At 57.8% G+C, this 19615-nt stretch carries 15 protein-coding genes; 4 read left to right on the forward strand and 11 right to left on the reverse strand.

Annotation, left to right across the window (positions count from 1 at the left end; genetic code table 11):
- Positions 1–7 precede the first annotated feature (7 nt).
- Positions 8–1816, forward strand: coding sequence for a DNA polymerase III subunit gamma/tau (locus GC177_05395; GenBank protein ID MBI1275389.1), 1809 nt, complete (start codon positions 8–10; stop codon positions 1814–1816).
- Here GC177_05395 and GC177_05400 read toward each other — a convergent pair.
- The 3 genes from GC177_05400 to cysD are packed head-to-tail and all read right to left on the reverse strand — an operon-like array spanning position 1813 to position 8053.
- A complete protein-coding gene (locus GC177_05400) occupies positions 1813–5265 on the reverse strand; it encodes a pyridine nucleotide-disulfide oxidoreductase (protein MBI1275390.1) in 3453 nt (1150 codons plus the stop codon). The two genes, GC177_05395 and GC177_05400, sit on opposite strands and share 4 nt — an antisense overlap.
- Before the next feature lie 30 nt (positions 5266–5295).
- On the reverse strand, positions 5296–7206 hold the full coding sequence (gene cysC / locus GC177_05405) for an adenylyl-sulfate kinase (protein MBI1275391.1): 1911 nt from the start codon (positions 7204–7206) through the stop codon (positions 5296–5298).
- 1 nt (position 7207) lies between these two features.
- Positions 7208–8053 (reverse strand): sulfate adenylyltransferase subunit CysD, encoded by an 846-nt coding sequence (cysD, locus tag GC177_05410; protein MBI1275392.1) that lies wholly within the window; start codon positions 8051–8053, stop codon positions 7208–7210.
- A gap of 76 nt (positions 8054–8129) precedes the next feature.
- On the opposite strand from cysD, the gene GC177_05415 reads away from it, so the two are divergent.
- From GC177_05415 to GC177_05425, 3 genes are read left to right on the forward strand one after another with little or no spacing between them, the layout of a single operon-like run.
- Entirely contained in the window at positions 8130–9074 is a 945-nt protein-coding gene (locus tag GC177_05415; GenBank protein MBI1275393.1) for an FtsX-like permease family protein, read from the forward strand.
- Positions 9071–9721: a YdcF family protein gene (locus GC177_05420; GenBank protein ID MBI1275394.1), complete on the forward strand. Its 651-nt coding sequence runs from the start codon at positions 9071–9073 to the stop codon at positions 9719–9721. The genes GC177_05415 and GC177_05420 overlap by 4 nt, the downstream gene beginning before the upstream one ends.
- Positions 9528–10514: a 1-acyl-sn-glycerol-3-phosphate acyltransferase gene (locus GC177_05425; GenBank protein MBI1275395.1), complete on the forward strand. Its 987-nt coding sequence runs from the start codon at positions 9528–9530 to the stop codon at positions 10512–10514. Before GC177_05420 ends, GC177_05425 begins: the two co-directional genes overlap by 194 nt.
- Here GC177_05425 and pgk read toward each other — a convergent pair.
- The 8 genes from pgk to guaA all read right to left on the reverse strand — a co-directional run.
- A complete protein-coding gene (gene pgk, locus GC177_05430; protein ID MBI1275396.1) occupies positions 10511–11719 on the reverse strand; it encodes a phosphoglycerate kinase in 1209 nt (402 codons plus the stop codon). The two genes, GC177_05425 and pgk, sit on opposite strands and share 4 nt — an antisense overlap.
- A 67-nt stretch (positions 11720–11786) precedes the next feature.
- Positions 11787–12389 carry a hypothetical protein gene (locus tag GC177_05435; protein MBI1275397.1) on the reverse strand — a complete coding sequence of 201 codons (603 nt, stop codon included), beginning with the start codon at positions 12387–12389 and terminating at the stop codon, positions 11787–11789.
- A gap of 34 nt (positions 12390–12423) precedes the next feature.
- Positions 12424–13974 carry an ABC transporter permease subunit gene (locus GC177_05440; protein MBI1275398.1) on the reverse strand — a complete coding sequence of 517 codons (1551 nt, stop codon included), beginning with the start codon at positions 13972–13974 and terminating at the stop codon, positions 12424–12426.
- Complete coding sequence (locus GC177_05445; GenBank protein MBI1275399.1) at positions 13967–14743, reverse strand: ATP-binding cassette domain-containing protein; 777 nt, start codon at positions 14741–14743, stop codon at positions 13967–13969. The genes GC177_05440 and GC177_05445 overlap by 8 nt, the downstream gene beginning before the upstream one ends.
- Positions 14740–16104 (reverse strand): ribosome biogenesis GTPase Der, encoded by a 1365-nt coding sequence (locus GC177_05450; protein MBI1275400.1) that lies wholly within the window; start codon positions 16102–16104, stop codon positions 14740–14742. The genes GC177_05445 and GC177_05450 overlap by 4 nt, the downstream gene beginning before the upstream one ends.
- A gap of 20 nt (positions 16105–16124) precedes the next feature.
- Positions 16125–17459 carry a PQQ-binding-like beta-propeller repeat protein gene (locus GC177_05455; protein MBI1275401.1) on the reverse strand — a complete coding sequence of 445 codons (1335 nt, stop codon included), beginning with the start codon at positions 17457–17459 and terminating at the stop codon, positions 16125–16127.
- Complete coding sequence (locus GC177_05460; GenBank protein ID MBI1275402.1) at positions 17452–18147, reverse strand: tetratricopeptide repeat protein; 696 nt, start codon at positions 18145–18147, stop codon at positions 17452–17454. Before GC177_05460 ends, GC177_05455 begins: the two co-directional genes overlap by 8 nt.
- Before the next feature lie 218 nt (positions 18148–18365).
- Positions 18366–19615: glutamine-hydrolyzing GMP synthase (guaA, locus tag GC177_05465; protein MBI1275403.1), on the reverse strand; the 1250-nt coding region annotated here is incomplete at its 5' end.

Raw genomic sequence — 19615 nt, forward strand, 5'->3', positions numbered from 1 at the left:
AACAAACATGTTCCTGCGGGTTGCCCGTTTAGGGGCAAGCGGGTTGGCTATGGATACAGAAACAGGCAATGCCGGTAACAGCAACCAGGCATACAAGGTGCTGGCGCGTAAATACCGCCCCACACGGTTTGAGGACCTGATCGGACAGGAAGCGCTGGTGCAGACCCTGTCCAACGCGATTAATATGAACCGTATTGCGCATGCGTTTTTGCTTACCGGTATTCGGGGTATTGGTAAAACCACGACGGCGCGTATCATTGCGCGCGCACTGAATTGCGTGGGACCGGATGGAAAAGGCGGACCAACCATCAATCCCTGCGGTGAATGCGAGCAGTGCCTTGCCATCGCAGCCGACCGGCACGTGGATGTGCTGGAAATGGATGCCGCAAGCCGCACGGGCGTAGGCGATATCCGCGAGATCATCGAGAATGTGCATTACCGGCCGGTGAGCGGGCGCTACAAAATCTACATCATCGACGAGGTTCACATGCTTTCCAACAGCGCGTTCAACGCGCTGTTGAAGACATTGGAAGAACCGCCGCCGCATGCGAAATTCATTTTTGCCACCACTGAGCTGCGCAAGATTCCCGTTACGGTTCTTTCCCGCTGTCAGCGGTTTGATTTGCGCCGGGTGGATGCCGCGGCCATGCAGGCGCATCTGACGCATATCTGCGAGAAGGAAGCGATTCAGGCAACACCGGCGGCGCTGGCGATGATTGCCCGGGCGTCCGAAGGGTCTGTGCGTGATGCCTTGTCGTTGCTTGATCAGGCCATCGCGCATGCGATGGGGCAGGTGGAGGAGCATCATATCCAGGCCATGATCGGTACGGCAGACCGAGGACGTATTTTCGATTTGCTTGAGCATGTGTCATCGGGCCGGGCGAGCGAAGCGGTGCAGCTGGCGCAAAGCCTTTATTACGAAGGCATGGACCCCTCGCTGCTTTTGACCGACAGCCTGGATGTGCTGCATGTCATTACGCAGATACAGCTGATGCCAGATATGGCGGCTGACCTTTCCCTGCCAGCGGATGTACGGCAGCGTGCGAGTGAGATGGCTCAGAAATTAAGCATGCCCGCATTGGTGCGTGCATGGCAGACCCTGTTCAAGGGGCTGCAGGAAGTGAAGCAGGCGCCGAGCCCCTTGCAGGCATTGACGATGGTGCTGGTGCGTCTGGCTTATATGAGCGAGCTGCCGCCGCCGAATGATTTGTGGAAGCTGGTGAAGCCAGGGTCTGGTTCTTCTGCGCAAGCGGCACCTGTGCAGTTTGCTCCAAAACGGCAGGAGCCTTTGCCCGTGATGGCGCAGGCCCCGGTGCTTCAGATTGTGCCGCAGCCGCCAGCGGTGCATGTGATGCCCCCTCTCGCAAATGACAGGGAGGCAAATAATGTGGCAACGACGGTTGCCAGCCCCGAGGATTTTCATGCATTGGTGGCGTTGTTTTCTGAACGCCGCGAGATGGTGCTGCATCAATTGCTGAGAAGCCAGGTTGTGCCGGTGGAGTGTGGTGACGGCAGACTTGTGTTGAAGCCTGTTGGGTCGGCCTTAACGCCGGATTTCGCTGGTCGTATCAGCCATTGCCTGCGCGTGTGGACGGGTGCGCCGTGGATGGTGGTGCTGGATGAAACGGCAGAAGCCAAAACGGAAAGCATCGCCGCCAAAGAAGCCAGCCATGCAAAGCATGTGCGGGAAGCCCTGCTGGCCAGGCCGGATGTAAAAGAATGGCTGGAGGCGTTTCCCGGTGCGGAAGTCGAGGATGTGAAACCTCCCGAGGTGAGCCATTCCGCAGAAGATGAATTGCTGGCGAGAAGTGCTTAAACCCCGATATGCTTGAGCCATTGCGCGGTCAGTGATTCGCTGACGCGATTCTGCATGAGCCGTGTGTTGAGATGCGGGAAGGATACGCAATCCAGCGGCTGGTCCTGATTGAAGCAGGAGAAGACATAGTGTTCTTCACCCGTGACGGGGTCTTTTTGTAATTGCAGGCACTGGGCGCAGATTTCCTTCATCATGCATTGCATGGGGGAGTTGATGCTGCCGATGGCCATGTGGTTGGGATTCAACATGGGCTTGAGGATGGTGTGGCGTGCCTGCGCGACGGCAGCCATCATTCTGTCGGAGCCGATGGCGATGAGGTGGTTGACCGCAGACAGGGAGATGGGCTGTTCGCCCAATCTGCCCTCGCCATAGGCCTGCATGGCGGCAACGATGTTGCCGTGAAAAACATGGTCCTGCGGGCGGCATGCCATGAAATCCGGCGGTTCATCAGTGCACCAGATGACGATGTCGGCGGCGGCTTCAATGTCGTCGAGTTTGTAGCGGTCGATGTTTTTCCGGTAACCGGCGAAATAGAGGACGCGGCTGTTTTGTTCGCGGCAGGCGCGGCCGATGGAGAAAAGCACGGCGTTACCCAGGCCGCCGCCTGCCAGCAGCACAGTATCGTTTGCCGGAATGTGGGTGGGTGTGCCGGTGGGGCCCATGAGGATGACCGGCTCGCCAGGTTTCAGGTGTGCGCAGAGGTTGGAGGAGCCGCCCATTTCCAGCACAATGGTGGAAAGCAGGCCGGTTTTGGGATTGGCACTGGCGCCGGTGAGGGCGAGGCCCTCCATGGCTAGTGTAGTGCCTTGCCTGGTTTCGGCATAGGTTTCGTAATTCTGCAGGCGGTAGAACTGGCCAGGCTGGAAATGCTCTGCGGCCAATGGGGCGTGAAGAACAACTTCCACAATGGTGGGGGTGAGGCGGCTCACCGCATGCACGGTGGCGAGTAATGACTGGCGCAGGTGGTTGAAGAAATCCTCACGCAGCTGGGCGTTGGCGGGGGGCTGACGCAGCAGATCACGGGTGAGGTGGGGATAGCCCTGTTTGGCGCTGCCCATGGCTTTCACCACATTGCCAGCAAAAGATGGGTGAAGATCGCCGAAATAGCTCATGCCGTGGCCGTTGGCGGCGCGGTACATGAGGATATTCACGCTGGATGGTTTGGCGATTTTCTCCGGTGTGACGGGTTGGCCTTGTTCGTCGATGGCCTGGAAGTAATTGCGGTCAAGCGCGATGTCGTTTCGTTCCCTGGCCAGCACGGTGTTGGGCTGGGTGCCGGCGGCGACGAGAATGCTGCGGGCGGGAAGATCGATCTCACGTTCCGGCAGTTTCAGTTTAATGCTTCTGGCCGCTCCATATGTATCCAGCTCAATGGAGAGAGGGGTAGCGTTCTCCAGGAAGCGGATACCCTCCTGCATGGCCAGTTCAACTTCCTCGTGATTGAGGCGGTAGGAAGGGGCATCCTGCAAACGACGACGATAGGCAAGCGTGGCGCCGCCCCAGCTATCCAGCAGGCCTTGGATGTCGGCTTTTGGGTTTTGTTGTTTGGCCGTGCGAATGGCCTTGGCGTGCGCCAGCCATTCGTCTGCGATGAGGTTGTCTTCCGCTGACCAATGCTGGCGGATAGCGGCTTCACCGGTTGTGGCGGTAAGGATTTCATAGCGCGCGAGAAAACGTTCCACCTGTACCGGATAATAGGCCAGTGCCTCTGTGGCGGTATCGATGGCTGTGAGGCCGCCGCCGATCACTACCACGGGCAGGCGTAGCTGCAAGTTGGCGATGCTGTCGGTTTTGGCGGCGCCGGTTAGTTGCAGGCTCATCAGAAAATCCGATGCGGTGCGCACACCACGCGCAAGACCGTTGGGAATGTTCAGCAGGGTGGGTTTGCCTGCGCCCATGCAGAGGGCGACATGGTCAAAACCCAGCGCCCAAGCATCTTCCAGCGTCAGGTTGCTGCCGAAGCGAATGCCGCCGAACATCAGAAATTGCTGGCGACGTTCCAGCAGCAGGCGGATGATGGAGAGGAAATTCTTGTCCCACCGGACGGTGATGCCATATTCCGCCACGCCGCCGAAGCCGGCCTGCGTGCGGATGGCGAGATCCTGTTGCAGTTGATCTATGCTATGCACGGGAGCAAAAGAAACAGGATTGAGCTGTGTATCGCGGCCGCTTTGCCCGGGTGGCGCTGGTTCGATCTTCAGGCCGTCCAAGGCCACGACATCGTGACCGTCATTCATTAAATGATGGGCCAATGTGTAACCGGCGGGGCCCATGCCTACCACCAACACGCGATAACCGCTGGAGGGCCTGGGTAAGGGGCGGTGGATGTTGAGAGGGTTCCAGCGGGTGAGCAGGCTGTAGATCTCAAATCCCCAGGGCAGTTCCAGTACGTCTTTTAGTGTGCGGGTTTCGATTTGTGGGATGTTGACGGGCTCCTGCTTCTGGTAGATGCAGCTTTTCATGCAGTCGTTGCAGATGCGGTGGCCGGTGCCCGCGGCCATGGGGTTGTCGATGCAGACAACGGCAAGCGCGCCGATGGAAATGCCCGCTGCTTTCAGGCTGTTCATTTCCGAGATTTTTTCTTCCAGCGGGCAACCGGCGAGGGTGACATCGGTCGGGCTTTTTTTGAAGGAGCCGTCTTTTTCCTTCAGGCCTTTGCTGCAGGAATCCTTACCCTGGTGGTGGCAGAAAATGCAGTAATGGGCTTCGTCCAGCGCGTGTTTGAGCGTGGCGCCCTGATCGGTGAGGGAGAAGCCATTGCGCTGGCGGCGGTGATGATGGGGCAGGGCGAGCATGCGCACGCCATCAACTTCGATGGTTTCGACCGGGACAAGCTGTTCAAAATCGAGTTTTCTGGGGAACTTGAATAGCAGGCTGTGGCCGTAGCGATGGTGCCCATCCTTATTGTGGATGACCCATGCAGCGAAGCGGCTGGCGGCATTCAGGGCTTCGGTATGTTCCGTTTCTTTTTCCAGCCAGTTGCAAACGGCGGTGGCGAAGGTCAGTTCATCGTAGGGACGGCCGAGGTGGTTTTCCAGTTCCTGCAGCAGGTCGTTGCCGTTAAGCGTGGCGGCGGCTTCGGCGGTCAGGGCCTTTGCGGCGCGGCGCTGGATGAAAAGGCGCTTGCAGCGGTAGAGCGGTTCCAGCGTGTGATGGGTGGCGTTCAGGCGGTTCAGTTCCGGCATGATGCCGAACAGGTTTGCCATGAAGGCGTCCAGCGCCGGGGCGAGATCGGTCAGCAGGGAGGAGTAGGTTTTATTGTCCAGCTTGTCCGGTTCGGCGCGGGCGGCCATCAGGCGGTTGTGATATTCCGTGTGTTCGTGGCGCAGATAATCGAGGAAAAAGCCGTCGAGCTTTATCAGCCCTTCACGCTCATACAAGTCTGCCAATGTCAGGCCATGCGCCAGGGATAGCACCGGCGTGGCGCTGGCAAGATCGGCAATCTTCATGGCGTTTTCGGACATGGCGATGTTCAGTGCCTATTGATGGCGCAGAGGCGCTACCAGTTGCTTCTCGACATAGGCGGAAAGTTTTTCGACACAGGTTTCGAGCGATTCGTTGACCGTGTCGAGGGTCACTTCGGGATCTTCCGGTTCTTCGTAGGGGGCGGAAATACCGGTGAAGTTCTGGATGACGCCTGCGCGGGCCTTTTTGTAGAGGCCTTTGACATCGCGCTGCTCGCAAGTGCCGACATCGGCTTTTACATAGACCGTGTGGAACTTATCCGGGCAGGCGTTGCTGGCCATCAGGCGGTCGGCATGGGTGGGTGAGATCAGCGCGGAGATGACGATGACGCCGGAATCGGCAAAGAGAGAGGCGACTTCGCCCACGCGGCGGATGTTCTCGGAACGGTCCTCGGGGCTGAAGCCGAGGTCGCTGTTCAGGCCGCTGCGGAGGTTGTCGCCATCGAGTACGTAAACCTGATAGCCCTTCTCAAACAAGTGCTTCGACAGGGCTTTGGCGATGGTGGATTTGCCTGCGCCGGAGAGACCGGTGAACCAGAGAACCCCGCCTAAATGGCCGTTGCGCTGGCAGCGTTCGTTATAGGCCACCGCTGCATCCACATGGGTGATGTTGCTTGAGGCGATTTCACGGATGCGCGGACGTATATCCTGGATGCCCTCAAGCGACACGATGCCGCCGCCGACCATGTCGTAACCGTCCAGTATGACGAAGCGGCCCATGGCCGGAATATCCGCGGCATCGTCCAGCGCGGCATGGCCACGGATGATCATGGAAATTTCAGCGACACTGTTTTTGCTCACCGTTTTTGCGCCGGTATGGCCCAGGGTCTCGGTGTCCAGCACCTGATGGATCATCTCAACTTCGCCCCAGAATTCCGCTGTGGCAAGTTTGATGGTGTAGCGTTTGCCGGTTTGCAGCGATTCATTACCCAGCCAGAAGATGCGGGCATGGAAGCGGCTGGCAAGAACAGGCGCCTGCGTGACGTGGCTGATGATGTTGCCGCGTTCGATGAAGAGCTGCTCATCCAGCGTAATGCCGACGGACTCTCCGGCGAAGGCCTGGGAAGGGGCGGTTTTGCCCCAGGCTTCGATGGATTTGACTTTAACAAGCTGGTTGCGCGGAGAGACGAGAATGGTGTCCCCTACTTTAAGCGAGCCGCTTTCGATGCGGCCGGCAATGATGCGGCGGTCATCGAACTTGTACACATCCTGGACCGGGAAACGAAGCGGAAGGGATTCCGCTGGTTTATGAGATTCGCAGGCGCGGATGGCATCCAACAGGTTTGGGCCTTGGAACCAGGACATTTCCGCGGACGGAGCGAGCATGCCCTCGCCCTCGCGGGCAGCGATGGGGATGATGTGCGCGGGCTTTACACCGATACTGCCGAGGTAATCCAGGCAGTCCTTCTTCACTTCATTAAAACGCGCTTCGCTATAGCCGACGGCATCCATCTTGTTGACCGCCACCATCATCTGACGGATGCCCAGCAGATGCAGCAGGTAACCGTGGCGACGCGATTGTTCCTGCATGCCGTCTTTGGCGTCGATGACGAGGATGGCGGCATCGGCGCCGGCGGCGCCGCTGATCATGTTTTTCAGAAATTCCTTGTGGCCGGGCGCATCGATGATGACCACATCACGCTCGGGGGTTTTGAACCAGATGCGGGTGGTATCGATGGTGATGCCCTGGTCGCGTTCGGCCTGAAGCGCATCCAGCACGAAGGACCATTCAAACGGCATGCCGCGGCGCTGGCAGTTGGCCTGAAGCTGCTCGAGTTTGCCGTCTGGCAGTACGCCTGTGTCATGCATCAGACGGCCGATGAGGGTGGATTTTCCATGATCCACATGGCCGACGACGACTAGCTTCAGCGCTGTGGATTTGGCGGCTTCCGTCTGGATTTCGGTTTTGAGCGCGGCGTTGTTCATTTTACATGTATCCATCAGCACGAAGGCGTTCGAAGGATGACTCATCCTTGTCCGCGCCCATTGGGCGGCCAGCGCGTTCAGAGGTTTTGGTGATTTTCAGTTCGGCGATGATTTCTTCGATATTGCTGGCGGTGCTGGGAAGCGGGAAGGTGATGCCCTTTTCACCCAGCGAGCGGAAGCGCATCATCTGCCCGCCATAATTCTGGCCGAAGAATTCACCATATTCACGGGCGAAATAAAGCGGCACTACGGGGATGTTTTCCCGATCGATATATTGCCAGATATCCAGTTCCGTCCAGTGCAGCAACGGGTGCACGCGCACATGGGTGCCAGGCGGAAAACGCGTGGCGAACTGATTCCAGAATTCCGGTGGCTGGTTTTTCACATCCCACTGGGCTTCGGTGTTGCGGGGGCTGAAATAACGTTCTTTGGCGCGGGTGCCCTCTTCGTCACGCCGGATACCCGCGATGATGGCCTCAAACCCGTGTTTGGCGATGGCGTTTTTCAGGCCGCCCGTTTTGCGCGCCGCCACGCGCGCATCGTGTGGAAGGCTAGGGTCGGTCGTTTCCAGCGCGGGGCATTCCTCGCTCAGAAAATTCAGGCTCCATTCGCGCACATATTGATCGCGGTAGGCATAGACTTCATCCATTTCCAGGCCGGTGTCGCAATGGATAAGGGGAAAGGGCACGTGACCGAAAAAAGCTTTGCGCGCCAGCCAGATCATGACCGTGGAATCTTTACCAAAGGACCAGAGCATGCCGAGCTTTTTGATATGCCGGAACGCTTCGCGGAAAATATAGACGCTTTCTGCCTCTAGCTGGTCAAGATGATCCATGGAATTCTTAATAAGGTAACGGTTGGTTGGCAGAAACTGATAGGGCCTAATCGCTTATCCCGCTACCGTTTTTTCTGCTTTTTTCAGCATGGGCCGCCTTGCCTGGCTGGTATGGCGGGAGTATGATGGCGCCCTACCAGAGGGATGGCAGATGAAACGTTTCGATTTTCCTTTTTCCGGCAGGGATTCCTACGCGGCATTGCCATGGATTCTGGCGTTTATGGTGTTTTTGACATTGCTCTGTGCCTCGGTGACGCTGAATATCCAGACCGCTACACAAAATTGGCACCAGCAGTATGATTTTCGCCTGAGTCTCCAGATTCCTGCCACTATCGCCAAAGATCACGACCGTATGGAAAAAGCGCTGGCCGATATCGGCCATGCTCCGGGCGTCACTAAAATTGAGCCGGTGCGCCGTGAGACGGTGGACATGCTGCTAAAGCCATGGCTGGGGGAAGGGGTCAGCACGGAGAGCCTGCCGGTGCCGGCGTTGGTGGATGTGATGATGATGCCTGACCCGGCGGCAGACGGATCGTTCCGCAGCTGGCTGGGCGAACATTATCCCGATGTGCGGGTGGATGACCATGCCGCCTGGCTGAATGATTTCAATCGTCTGGTCAGGTCTGCCGGATGGCTGGCGATTGGGGTGGTCGGGCTGATTGCGGCCGTGACCCTTGTGATTATCGTGATGTCGACCCGAACTGAACTTGCTTTGCATCGGGCAACGCTGGAGTTGCTGCGTGCTTTGGGAGCCGAGGACTTTTATATCGCCAACCAGTTTCAGGCCAAAGCGCTTTGGATGAGTGTGCAGGGAACGGTTGCCGGTATGATCAGCGCCCTGGTCACCATGCTCGTGTTTGCAAGAATCTCGACGCATATCCAGGCGCCATTTCTCCCGCTGCTGGATTTTGGCGGCGCGCATGTGTGGCTGTTTATAGCGGTTGGTATTTTATCCGTGATGCTGACGGTGCTGGCTGCCCGTGTCACGACCTATCGCGAATTGCGCGCGCCGGATTTCAGGGTTGGTGTGTGATGCGACTGCTATTGACGTTTTTCGGATATGCCATAGCGGCGGCATTTTTAGCCTGGCTTGCGGGGTTCGCTCTTTTTCTCCGGCTTGTGCCGGAAGCGCCCCAGCCTGTGCCGGTGGACAAGGCGGATGCCATTGTGGTGCTGACGGGTGGGGCTGCCCGTGTGCAGGAAGGGCTTGAGCTAACCGAGCGTGGGTTGGCCGACCGGCTTTTTATTTCCGGTGTGGGTAAAGGGGTGACTGTTAAGGACGTGCTGGTAAACCATGCCAAAGGGCGCACGCGCGAAACGTTGGAACAGATGGCCAAGCAGCAGCGCATCGCGCTTGGGTATGAAGCCCAGGACACCAATGGTAACGCGCAGGAGGTTGCCAACTGGGTGAAGTCCAGCCATGTGCAGAGTTTTTATCTTGTGACCGCTTACTATCATTTGCCTCGTGCCATGCTAGAGCTGGGGCATGCATTGCCGGATGCGCGCATCATTCCCAATGCGGTGTTTCCTTTTGAAAAACCCGCTGAGTTGCCTAGCCGCTGGACCGCATACCGGCTGCTCTGGGGTGAATATCATAAATATGGACTCAGCATGTGGCGTTTGTACGCGCGACCCTATGTGGATGAGATCCTTCGTCAGGAAGCGGAGAACCATGTCTGAAGCCGATATATCCAAGGCCTTCTGGGTCAAACATATGCCGCGTTATACCACATCCGCGCCACGGGTCTGGCTTTACACGGCACGCTCGCTCATTTTTATTCCCAGTGTCTGGTTTTTTATGATTCTGCTGGGGCTGTGGATTCCTCTTTTTAAGCACATGGATGAGAAGGCCCGCTGGTATGGCGCCCGGTGCTGGGTGCGCTCGGTGCTGGGCAGCCTGGCATTTGTCTGCCGATTGACGGATGAGCGGCGAGGGCTGGAGAATCTGCCAAAAGGGGCATTCATCATTGCATGCAAACATCAGTCCGCCTGGGAGACGCTGGTTTTTACCGACATATTGGAACGGCCCGCCTACGTGCTGAAGCGGGAATTGATGCGTATACCGCTGTTTGGGGCTTATACGCGGCTTCTGGAGATGATCCCGATCAACCGCAGCAAGGGTAGCGATGCATTGAGCACCATGCTGAGTGCGGCGAAAAAGGCAGTCGCCGATGGCAGGCCGGTTGTCATATTTCCCGAAGGTACCCGTACATCCCCAGGGATGCCCGTTAAATATCGCAAGCGTGGTATTATGGCGCTTTATGAAGCGCTGAATGTGCCCATTTTACCTGTTGCGCTTAACTCCGGCCTTTTTTGGGGCAGAAAGCAGATTACCAAGTATCCAGGCGTCATTACGCTTGAAGTGCTGAAACCCATACCTCCAGGCCTGCCGCCAGAGAAAATGGTGGGACAGCTTTATGAAGCAATTGAAACGGCAAGTGACCGCCTGGCACGAGAAGCGCTGGGAGTTTAGGCGGCTGCTTTAGCTGTCTGCAATGCGGCTATGCCGGGCAGCTCGTGACCTTCCATCCATTCCAGAAAAGCGCCACCGGCCGTGGAGAGATAGGTAAGCTGATCGGTCAGGCCTGCATGGCGAAGCGCGGCTACCGTGTCGCCGCCTCCGGCGACGCTTTTTAATGTTCCTTTGGCGGTCAGCCCCGCGATCATGCGGGCCAGGGTTACCGTGGCATTGTCAAACGGGCTGGTTTCAAAGGCGCCGATGGGGCCGTTCCAGACGGCGGTTTTGCATTGCGTCAGCTTGGTTGCCAGCGCGGCAAGCGTAAGGGGGCCGAGATCGAGGATCATGTCATCCGGCTGGGTTTTTTCCACAGGGATGACACGGCATGGCGCATGGGGCTCGAAGGCTTTGGTCACGACTACATCTTCCGGCAGAATAATGTCGCAGCCTTCTTTCTGCGCGGTTGCCAGGATGGCTTCCACCGTCGGTTTAAGATCTTTTTCGCAAAGCGATGCGCCTACTGGTTTGCCCATGGCATAGAGGAAGGTATTGGCCATGCCGCCGCCAATCACCAGTATGTCTACTTTACTGACGAGGTTGCCCAGCAATTTCAGTTTGGTGGAAACCTTGGAGCCGCCCACGATAGCCGCTACCGGATGGGCCGGTTTTTCGAGCGCGAGGTTTAAGGCGTTCAGCTCTTCTTCCATCAACCTGCCGGCATAAGCAGGAAGCAGGCGCGCAAGGCCCTCCACCGAGGCGTGAGCACGATGCGAACAGGAGAATGCATCGTTCACATAGGCTTCGCCCAATTCCGCCAAGGCGGCAGCAAAAGCCGGATCGTTGCTTTCCTCACCAGCATGAAAGCGGACATTTTCCAACAGCAGCACTTCGCCGGGCTGAAGGCGATCCACGGCGGATTTGGCTTCAGGGCCAACGCTGTCTACGCCGAATTTTACGTTCTGGTTCAGTTCCTGCGCCAGCGCATCGGCCAGGGGGGCCAGCGACATGCCGGGATCATATTTGCCTTTGGGGCGGCCGAAATGGGAAAGAATGACCGTTTTGGCCTTTTTCTGTACCAGTTCGCGGATGGTCGGCACAATCCGTCTGATACGTGTGGCATCGGTCACCTGGCCGCCCTGCATGGGCACGTTCAAATCCGCCCGCAGCAGAATGGTGCGGTTTTGGGCGGTCAGATCATCCAGGCTCAGAAAGGCGTTCATAGGCTCAACAACAGGTCAGACTGGCGCCTTTTAACCTTATTGGCTGCGAAAATAAAGTGACAGTTGGCTATTTTTGCGGGCAAGCAACGGCATCAAACGCCATCTGGGCCAGTGCCGCGCCCGGTATGCTGCCGGGGGTAGGGACCATGGAGAGTGTGATAAGGCTGCCGATTTCCTTGTCCAGAGGGCTTGGGCCTTCCTCGCGCGCCGAGGAGTTAATAAGGCCACGGGCACCATGAACCAGTTTACCCATGAAATTCTCGATTTTTTCCATCGCGTTGCGTGTAACCTCAAGATTATAGAGCAGGGCCGTGGTGCCCTGATAAGCGGCGGAACCACCGATATAGCTGGCACCCACACGCCCGGCATCGGTCAGCAGAGGCGCATGTTCATTATTATTCAATCTTTTAAGGGCGAATTGCGTCAGCATGTTGGCGCTGCCGGCGAGATTGATCAGCAGGCTGTTGGTCATGGCTTCCGCGGCTTTGGCGCTTTCGCCTGGTGTTTCGCTGGGGGGCATGGTTTTCACCAGTTTTTGCATGACTTCCCCGATTTTCAGCGCAACTTCAGGAAAAAACCGCTTGATTGCAAGGGTTCCTGTAACACCAACAATGGTGCTGACCACGTTGCCAATGGTGATTTCTTTTAAAAAACGCAGGAATTTCGACATGTTCATCTCCTGCGGGCACTATAACCTTTAATTGTTACAGTTCGTCTTGCCGGGCAAGGTAGTCCTTCACCACTTCCCGGACCGTCAGCTTTTTCTGATCCACGTCTCCGTTCAGGCGCCGCATGGTGTCGTCGCTGAGGCTGTCACTCAGGAGTCTGAGAACAGCACGAAGATTGGGCTGATTCTGGATGGTTTTTTCCCTTACAACGATGGCCGCATCATAGGGAGGAAAGAAGTTTTTATCGTCTTTGAGCACCATAAAGCCCGAGTTGGCAAGGCGGCCATCCGTTGAATAGGCCGAGATGACATCGACTTGTTTCTTGGTCAGGGTGTCGTAGAGAATATCGGGGTGAATGTCGCGAATCTCGGCAAATTTTAAACCATATGCCTGCCGCAGGCCTGCGTAGCCGTCCTTGCGTTCAGCAAATTCGAAATCGAAGGCTGCTTTCAAGTTGTTTGCATGAAGCGCCAGATCGCTGATGGTGGAAATGCCCTCCAGCTTGGGATCGCCTGTGCGAATGGCCAGGCAGTAGCTATTGTTAAAGCCCAAGGGGGGCAGCCATTCCAGGTTGAAACGTCTGTTATATTCCTTTTGCACGGCAAGGAAGGCTTCCTCGCGATTGTGAAGCGGGGGTTTGTGAAGGATGGCCGTTAAGGCGGTGCCTGTATATTCCACCGCAATATCGATTTCGCCGTTGATCAGCGCCTGATGGAGCACGGAGCTGCCGCCCAGACCAAAACGGCGTATGACGTGATAACCATTCTGCTCCAGTGTCTGGGCAATCAATTCGCCTACAATGAGTTGTTCGGTGAAATTTTTTGAACCGATGGTGATGCTATCGTCGGATTGTTTGGCCTGCCACCAGGGGTGAAACATTGCTGTGAACAGCGCCATACCTAGAAGGGCCGCGCCAGCCAGGCCCATTTGCCACTGGTGCTGAGAGCCGGAAGAAGGGCGGGGTATCCGTACCCATGCTTCCAGCATGGCCATGACGCCGTCTACCAGAAGGGCGATGATGATGGCGGGGATGGCGCCCATCAGGATAAGGCGGGTATCGGATAAAAACAGGCCGCGATTGATGAATTGGCCCAGCCCGCCCGCGCCGACAAAGGCGGCCAGCGTTGCAAGCCCCACGGTTTGAACCGCGGCAATGCGCAGGCCGGTGACGATGAAGGGCAATGCGTAAAAAATGCGGATATGGCGCAATTGCTGCCAAGGCGTCATGCCCAGGCTTTTGCTTGCCTCCACCAGGTTATGCGGGAAGCTGGTGAGCCCGACCAGGCTGTTGCGGCTGATGGGGAGCAGTGCATAAAGAATCAGCGCAAGCAAGGCGGGCAGCATGCCGATATGCCTTACCAGTGCCAGCATCAGCACCAGCAGCGCCATGCCCGGGATGGTTTGCAGCAGGCTGATAACCGACATGAGCGGGCCGCGGATGCGCGGGCTACGGAATGCCAGTACGCCAAGCGCTACGCCTAATGGCGCTGCGATGCCCAGCGTGATGGCGCAGAGCATGATGTGTTCGGCAATGCCGGCGGCAAGCTCAGGCCACCGTGAGAGAAGAAACTGTGCGTAGTTACGCATCCATGCGCTCCTTCGCCAGTTTCAGCAGGTGCTTCATGTCTGCAAGCGGTTTGGCAATGAGCCCTTCGACCACCGGGCTTGCCGGTTTTTCCAGAAGGGTTTCCGGCGCGGCGCATTGAATGATTTTTCCCGCGTCCATTACGGCAATGCGGTCGGCCAGCAGGAAGGCCTCCATCAAATCATGCGTTACAAACAGAATGCTGACATGCATGGTGGAGCGGATGTTTTTCAGTTCCTCCTGAAGGCCGCGGCGGGTGATGGCATCCAGCGCACCGAAGGGTTCATCCATGATGAGGTAACGGGGTTTGGTGGCCAATGCGCGGGCAACGCATACGCGCTGTTGCTGACCGCCTGAGAGTTCGTGCGGGAAACGCAAGGACATGGCGCCGTCCAGCTTGACCAGTTCGAGCAGGCTCTCGGCTTCCTTGCGCGCTTCGGCGCGCGGCATGCCGGAAAGCGTGAGGCCCAGTGCAATGTTTTCCCACACACGCAAATGCGCGAACAGGCGGTTTCCCTGAAGCGCAACGCCCATGTTGCGGCGCAATGTGGCGCTGTCGATCATGCCGATTTCTTCGCCATCAACCAGGATGCTGCCGCTGCGCGGACGGGCGAGTTTCAACAGGCAGCGGATGAGGGTGGATTTGCCGCTGCCTGAGCCGCCAACCACCACCAGCGTTTCATTATCGGCAACATCCAGATTTACATCGTCCAGCACCAGGTGTTGCTGCCCTTTATAGGCAAAACTCACGTGCTGAAACTGGATGCTCATTTGTCCTTATCCGCTTTGTGGTAAGGATTGTCGCTTTTACGGAGGAAGAAGCGGATGGGAACCCCCGGCATGTTGAACGCATCGCGCAATGCGTTGGACATGAAGCGCATGTAGCTTTCCGGCACGTCGTCGGGCTTGTTGCAAAAGATGATGAAGCGTGGCGGGCGGCCCTTGATCTGCGTCATGTATTTGAAGCGGATGGGACGATTGCCCGCGAGCGGCGGTGTGTGAAGCGCTTGCACGTCGGTGAGGAAGCGGTTGAGCTCCGCCGTGGAGAAGCGGGTGTTCCATAGCTTGTACACGCGGAAGACCTCGTTCATGAGCTTGTCCATCCCTTCGCTACGCATGGCGGAGATGGGCACCATGGGTACCCCGCGCACCTGGGAGAGCACGTCCTCCAGCCGTGAACGCAGGCTCTTGCGGTAGGCTTCGGCATTTTCAACCTGGTCCCACTTGTTCAGGGCGATGACAATGGCACGGCCTTCTTCCGCCATGTGGCTGGCGATGGTGAGATCCTGTTTTTCCAGCGCGACGGTGGCATCCATCACCACCACAGCCACCTGCGCGTAACGGGCGGCGCGAAGGGCGTCCTTGACCGACATCTGTTCTAGCGCTTCTTTCACGTTTGCCTTGCGGCGCATGCCGGCGGTGTCGATCAGGGTAAGGGAGGTGCCGTGCCATTCCCAGGGGATGGCAATGGCATCGCGCGTGATGCCGGCTTCCGGGCCGGTGAGCAGGCGTTCATACCCCACCAGCTGATTGATGAGGGTGGATTTGCCGGCATTGGGGCGGCCGACCACGGCGATCTGCAATTGTTTCGCTTTCAGGGCGCTTTCCGGCTCATCCGGCTCATCCTCCGGCCAGACGGCACGAAGTTTTTGATACAGGAGATCCAGCCCATCGCCGTGCGAGGCGGAAAGCGGAATGGGCTCACCTAATCCCAGCCCCCAGGCTTCCTGAGCCTCGAATTGAGACTGGCGCGTTTCGCATTTATTGGCGGCCAGTATCACGGGCTTTTTGGCTTTGCGCAGCAGCTGCGCGACTTCCTGGTCATCCGGCAGAAGACCCGCACGGGCGTCAACCAGAAAAAGCACAGCATCGGCGGCCTTGATGGCGGCTTCGGTCATCATGCGCATGCGGCCGGAAAGGCTTTGCTTATCGGTGTCCTCCCACCCGGCGGTATCCAAAACGCGGAAAGCGAGATCGGCAATTGAGCCGTCGCCCTCGCGCCAGTCACGCGTGACGCCGGGCTGATCGTGCACCAGGGCGAATTGGCGGCCGGTGAGGCGGTTGAAAAGCGTCGATTTGCCAACATTCGGACGGCCGACAATGGCGAGGGTGCGTGTTGCGGATGCGTTCATAAAAGCCAATGATCTGGGCGTTAGCGGAGCTTGGTCAAGGTGCCGTCCTTGGTGACCAGCAGCCAGCCGTCATTCAAGGCAATCGGAAGCGACCATGCCCCTTTGGGCCAGGACTGGGTGCCGATCTGTTCACCCGTTTGTGCATTCAGCCAGACAGCCTCGCCGTTGATGCCCGTTATCAGCACACGGCTGCCTGCCATCAAAATGAATCGCCAAGGCGATGCTTCGTTCTTTTTTCCTTCAAAAGGCAGGTTCTGCGTCCAGAATATCTTGCCGGTATCGGTATCCAGCGCGGCGGCCTGATTGTAGGATGTCAGTACCAGCGTTACGCCATCGGCCAGCCAGGCATGCTGGATGGAGGGGAATTCACGTTCCCATACATGCATGCCGTTGCGCACGTCCATGCCAACGATCAAGCCGCTGCGGCTGGCGGCAATCATTTTGGGGAAGGCGATCATCGGCGGAGCCGCCAGATCATTGATGTCTTTTGACTTGTTGCCGCGCTTGCGGGGCTGGACCATGTCGCGCCAGCGTTCACGTGAGGTGGCGGCATCCAGGGCGTATAATTCGCCCGAGCCGTAAGGCACGACGACCACGGATTCATGAAGCGCGACCGGAAGGCTTGAGAAAATACGCAGCGGTTCGGTGATGCCCTGGTGTTTCCAGAGAATGCTGCCGTCCTTGGTGCTGATCACCAGCATCTGGTTGTCGGCAGCAGAGATGTATAGGTGATCATCCTGTATTTTGGGTTCGGCGCGTACCGTAACGCCCAGCACGCGTTCCCAGCGTTTTTCGCCGGTTTCTGCATTGATGGCGGTGACGAGGCCGCCGCCATTGACCGCATAAACCGTATCGCCCACCACCACCAGGCCGCCGCCTGGCAAGGTTTTCTGCCATTCCTCAGGCGGATCGTAGGTCCATAGCTGGCTGAGGTTATCGCGGTTGTGCGCGCTCACGCTGCCTTTGGCGTCGATGGCGTAAATACGTTCCGATGTGGCAACCGGGATGCTGCTGAAGGGCATGCTCCAGCCTGCGCCGTGACCGGCATTGGCCGTATCCGCCACTGAGAGCTCACCTTTCTGGTGGTCTGGAAGGCCAAGATTGGCGGCATGGTTGCCCGGCATCAGGCCGAACTGTACCCAGGAACTGGGGGCCTGCTCATCCGGCAGAGTAATGGATTCACCCTTGAGTTCGGCCTGGGGAAGGGCGTTATCCGCCTCGGCCGTAACCGAAAGGCGTGTGCCTTCCAGCGGCGGTTCCTCATCGCTGCCAAACATGTTGCTAAGCGTGCTGCACCCGGCAAGCCACCCCAGGCTGAACAATGCCAGCAGCAGGTGACGTGCGGGTTTATTCATGCGAGGCCTCCGCCGGTGCCGCTGCGGTGGCCGGTTTGGACGTGCCGGTTTCCACCACGGCCAGAATGCCCTTGGCACGCATTTTCAGGCTTTCCGGAGCATCGGCATCTGTGGCGATTTCATTCAGCAGGATTTTAGCGGTGTCGCTATCGTTTTGCTTCAGTGCCGCCATGGCCTGCCATTCTTTGAACAGTCCGGGATAGAGGCTGTCTTTCAGGGCGGTTTTCACAGGTGCTTCCGCTTCCGACTGTTTGCCTTGAGCCAGCAAATTATAAGCCCAGGTAAGCAGTGCCAGTTCGCGTTGGGCCTGATCGAAGCGCGTTTCATCGGCAATGGCCTTCAGCGTGGCGAGCTGGGCTTCGGTTTTGCCCTGTTCTCCGTAAATGGCCGCCAGGCGGAACCCTGCAATGGCACCGAAACCAGGGGTGCCGTGCTTCATCGTGTCTTCAAAGGCTTTGGCCGCATCATCCAGTTTTTGTTCGTCTTCCAGTTTGCTGGCAGCCACAAAGGCGACCGATGACTTTTCCGCCTGCGCATGCTGATAGGCCTGATAACCCTGCTGGCCGCCCACGCCGATTAATACTGCCAATACCGCGGATATGATCCAGCCCTGGTATTGCTTCCACATGGCAATCATCTGGTCGCGTTTGACCTCGTCGGTGATTTCCTGAATGACCTGCTCGTTCACGGCGATCTCCTCTAGCGGGGTATTGGCAGTTGAAGCCTGTGTTTACACATTTATCCCCAAAGGGACAACCCTATTAGCGCCCAACTCTTTTGGACACTAATAGGGTATTTGGCTGCCTTGCCTGCGGCAAGGAATATGCGCCCCTTATGGCGCGGAGCCTCAATGGCCCAGTCGCGGTGCCCCGGTTTTCCTAACTGAAACGGTTAGCTTAGTTTAGGCTATTCCCACTCGATGGTGCCGGGGGGTTTGCTGGTAACATCCACCACCACCCGGTTGATGCCGCGGACCTCGTTGATGATGCGGTTGGCCACCCGGGTAAGGAAACCCATGTCGAACGGGTAAACATCGGCGGTCATGCCGTCGGTTGAGGTGACGGCGCGGAGGGCGCAGACGCTTTCATAGGTGCGGGCATCGCCCATTACGCCGACGGTTTTGACCGGCAGCAGCACGGCAAACGCCTGCCAGATGGCATCGTAAAGGCCGGCGGCGCGGATTTCTTCCAGATAGATGGCGTCGGCCTGCTGCAGGATGGCTACCTTTTCCTTCGTAACCTCACCGGGGATGCGGATGGCAAGGCCCGGGCCCGGGAAAGGATGGCGCTTGACCATCGTGTCGCTCATGCCAAGCTCGCGGCCAAGGGCACGCACCTCATCCTTGAACAGCTCGCGGACGGGCTCCAGCAGCTTGAGGTTCATTTTTTCTGGCAGACCGCCGACATTGTGGTGGGATTTGATGGTGTGGCTCGGCCCGCCATGGAAGGAGATGGATTCGATCACATCCGGGTATAGTGTGCCCTGGGCCAGCCACTTGATGCCTTGAAGCTGGGTCGCTTCCTGATCGAACACTTCAATGAAGGTCTCGCCGATGATCTTGCGCTTCCGTTCGGGGTCCGTCACGCCTGCAAGGCGGCTGAGGAACAAGGCGCTGGCATCCACATGCTTCACGGGGATGTGGAAATCATCCTTGAACATGCTCATGACCTGTTTGACTTCCTGGCCGCGAAGCAGGCCGGTATCGACAAAAATACAGGTCAATTGGTCGCCGATGGCGCGGTGGATGAGGGCCGCCACCACGGAGCTGTCCACGCCGCCGCTAACGGCGCAAAGGACTTTTTCGGAGCCGACCCTGGCTTTGATGTCGGCGGCCGATTGGTCGAGGAAGGCTTGCATGTTCCAGTCGCCGTCGCAACCGCAGATGTCTTTCACAAAATCGCGCAGGAGCGCGGAGCCATGCGGGGTGTGGGCAACTTCCGGGTGGAATTGAACAGCGTATATTCTTTTGGCTTCGTTGGCAACGAAGGCATAGGGGGCGTTGTCCGTGCGGGCGATCACCTTAAAGCCGGACGGGATGCTGGTGACATGATCGCCATGGCTCATCCAGACCTGTTCGCGTGCGGCTTTCTGCCAATGCTCCTTGGCCAGCGGGCTATTTTCCACCAGTTCAATGTAGGCGCGGCCGAACTCGCGGC

The sequence above is a fragment of the bacterium genome (assembly GCA_016124905.1).
GTDB lineage: Bacteria > Pseudomonadota > Alphaproteobacteria > Rickettsiales > RI-342 > RI-342.

Coding starts and splice junctions, on each gene's coding strand:
- GC177_05395 (MBI1275389.1), top strand. CDS start 8: ATGTTCCTGCGGGTTGCCCGTTTAGGGGCAAGCGGGTTGGCTATGGAT.
- GC177_05400 (MBI1275390.1), bottom strand. CDS start 5,265: ATGAAGATTGCCGATCTTGCCAGCGCCACGCCGGTGCTATCCCTGGCG.
- cysC (MBI1275391.1), bottom strand. CDS start 7,206: ATGAACAACGCCGCGCTCAAAACCGAAATCCAGACGGAAGCCGCCAAA.
- GC177_05415 (MBI1275393.1), top strand. CDS start 8,130: ATGGGCCGCCTTGCCTGGCTGGTATGGCGGGAGTATGATGGCGCCCTA.
- GC177_05425 (MBI1275395.1), top strand. CDS start 9,528: ATGCATTGCCGGATGCGCGCATCATTCCCAATGCGGTGTTTCCTTTTG.
- pgk (MBI1275396.1), bottom strand. CDS start 11,719: ATGAACGCCTTTCTGAGCCTGGATGATCTGACCGCCCAAAACCGCACC.
- GC177_05435 (MBI1275397.1), bottom strand. CDS start 12,389: ATGTCGAAATTCCTGCGTTTTTTAAAAGAAATCACCATTGGCAACGTG.
- GC177_05440 (MBI1275398.1), bottom strand. CDS start 13,974: ATGCGTAACTACGCACAGTTTCTTCTCTCACGGTGGCCTGAGCTTGCC.
- GC177_05445 (MBI1275399.1), bottom strand. CDS start 14,743: ATGAGCATCCAGTTTCAGCACGTGAGTTTTGCCTATAAAGGGCAGCAA.
- GC177_05450 (MBI1275400.1), bottom strand. CDS start 16,104: ATGAACGCATCCGCAACACGCACCCTCGCCATTGTCGGCCGTCCGAAT.
- GC177_05455 (MBI1275401.1), bottom strand. CDS start 17,459: ATGAATAAACCCGCACGTCACCTGCTGCTGGCATTGTTCAGCCTGGGG.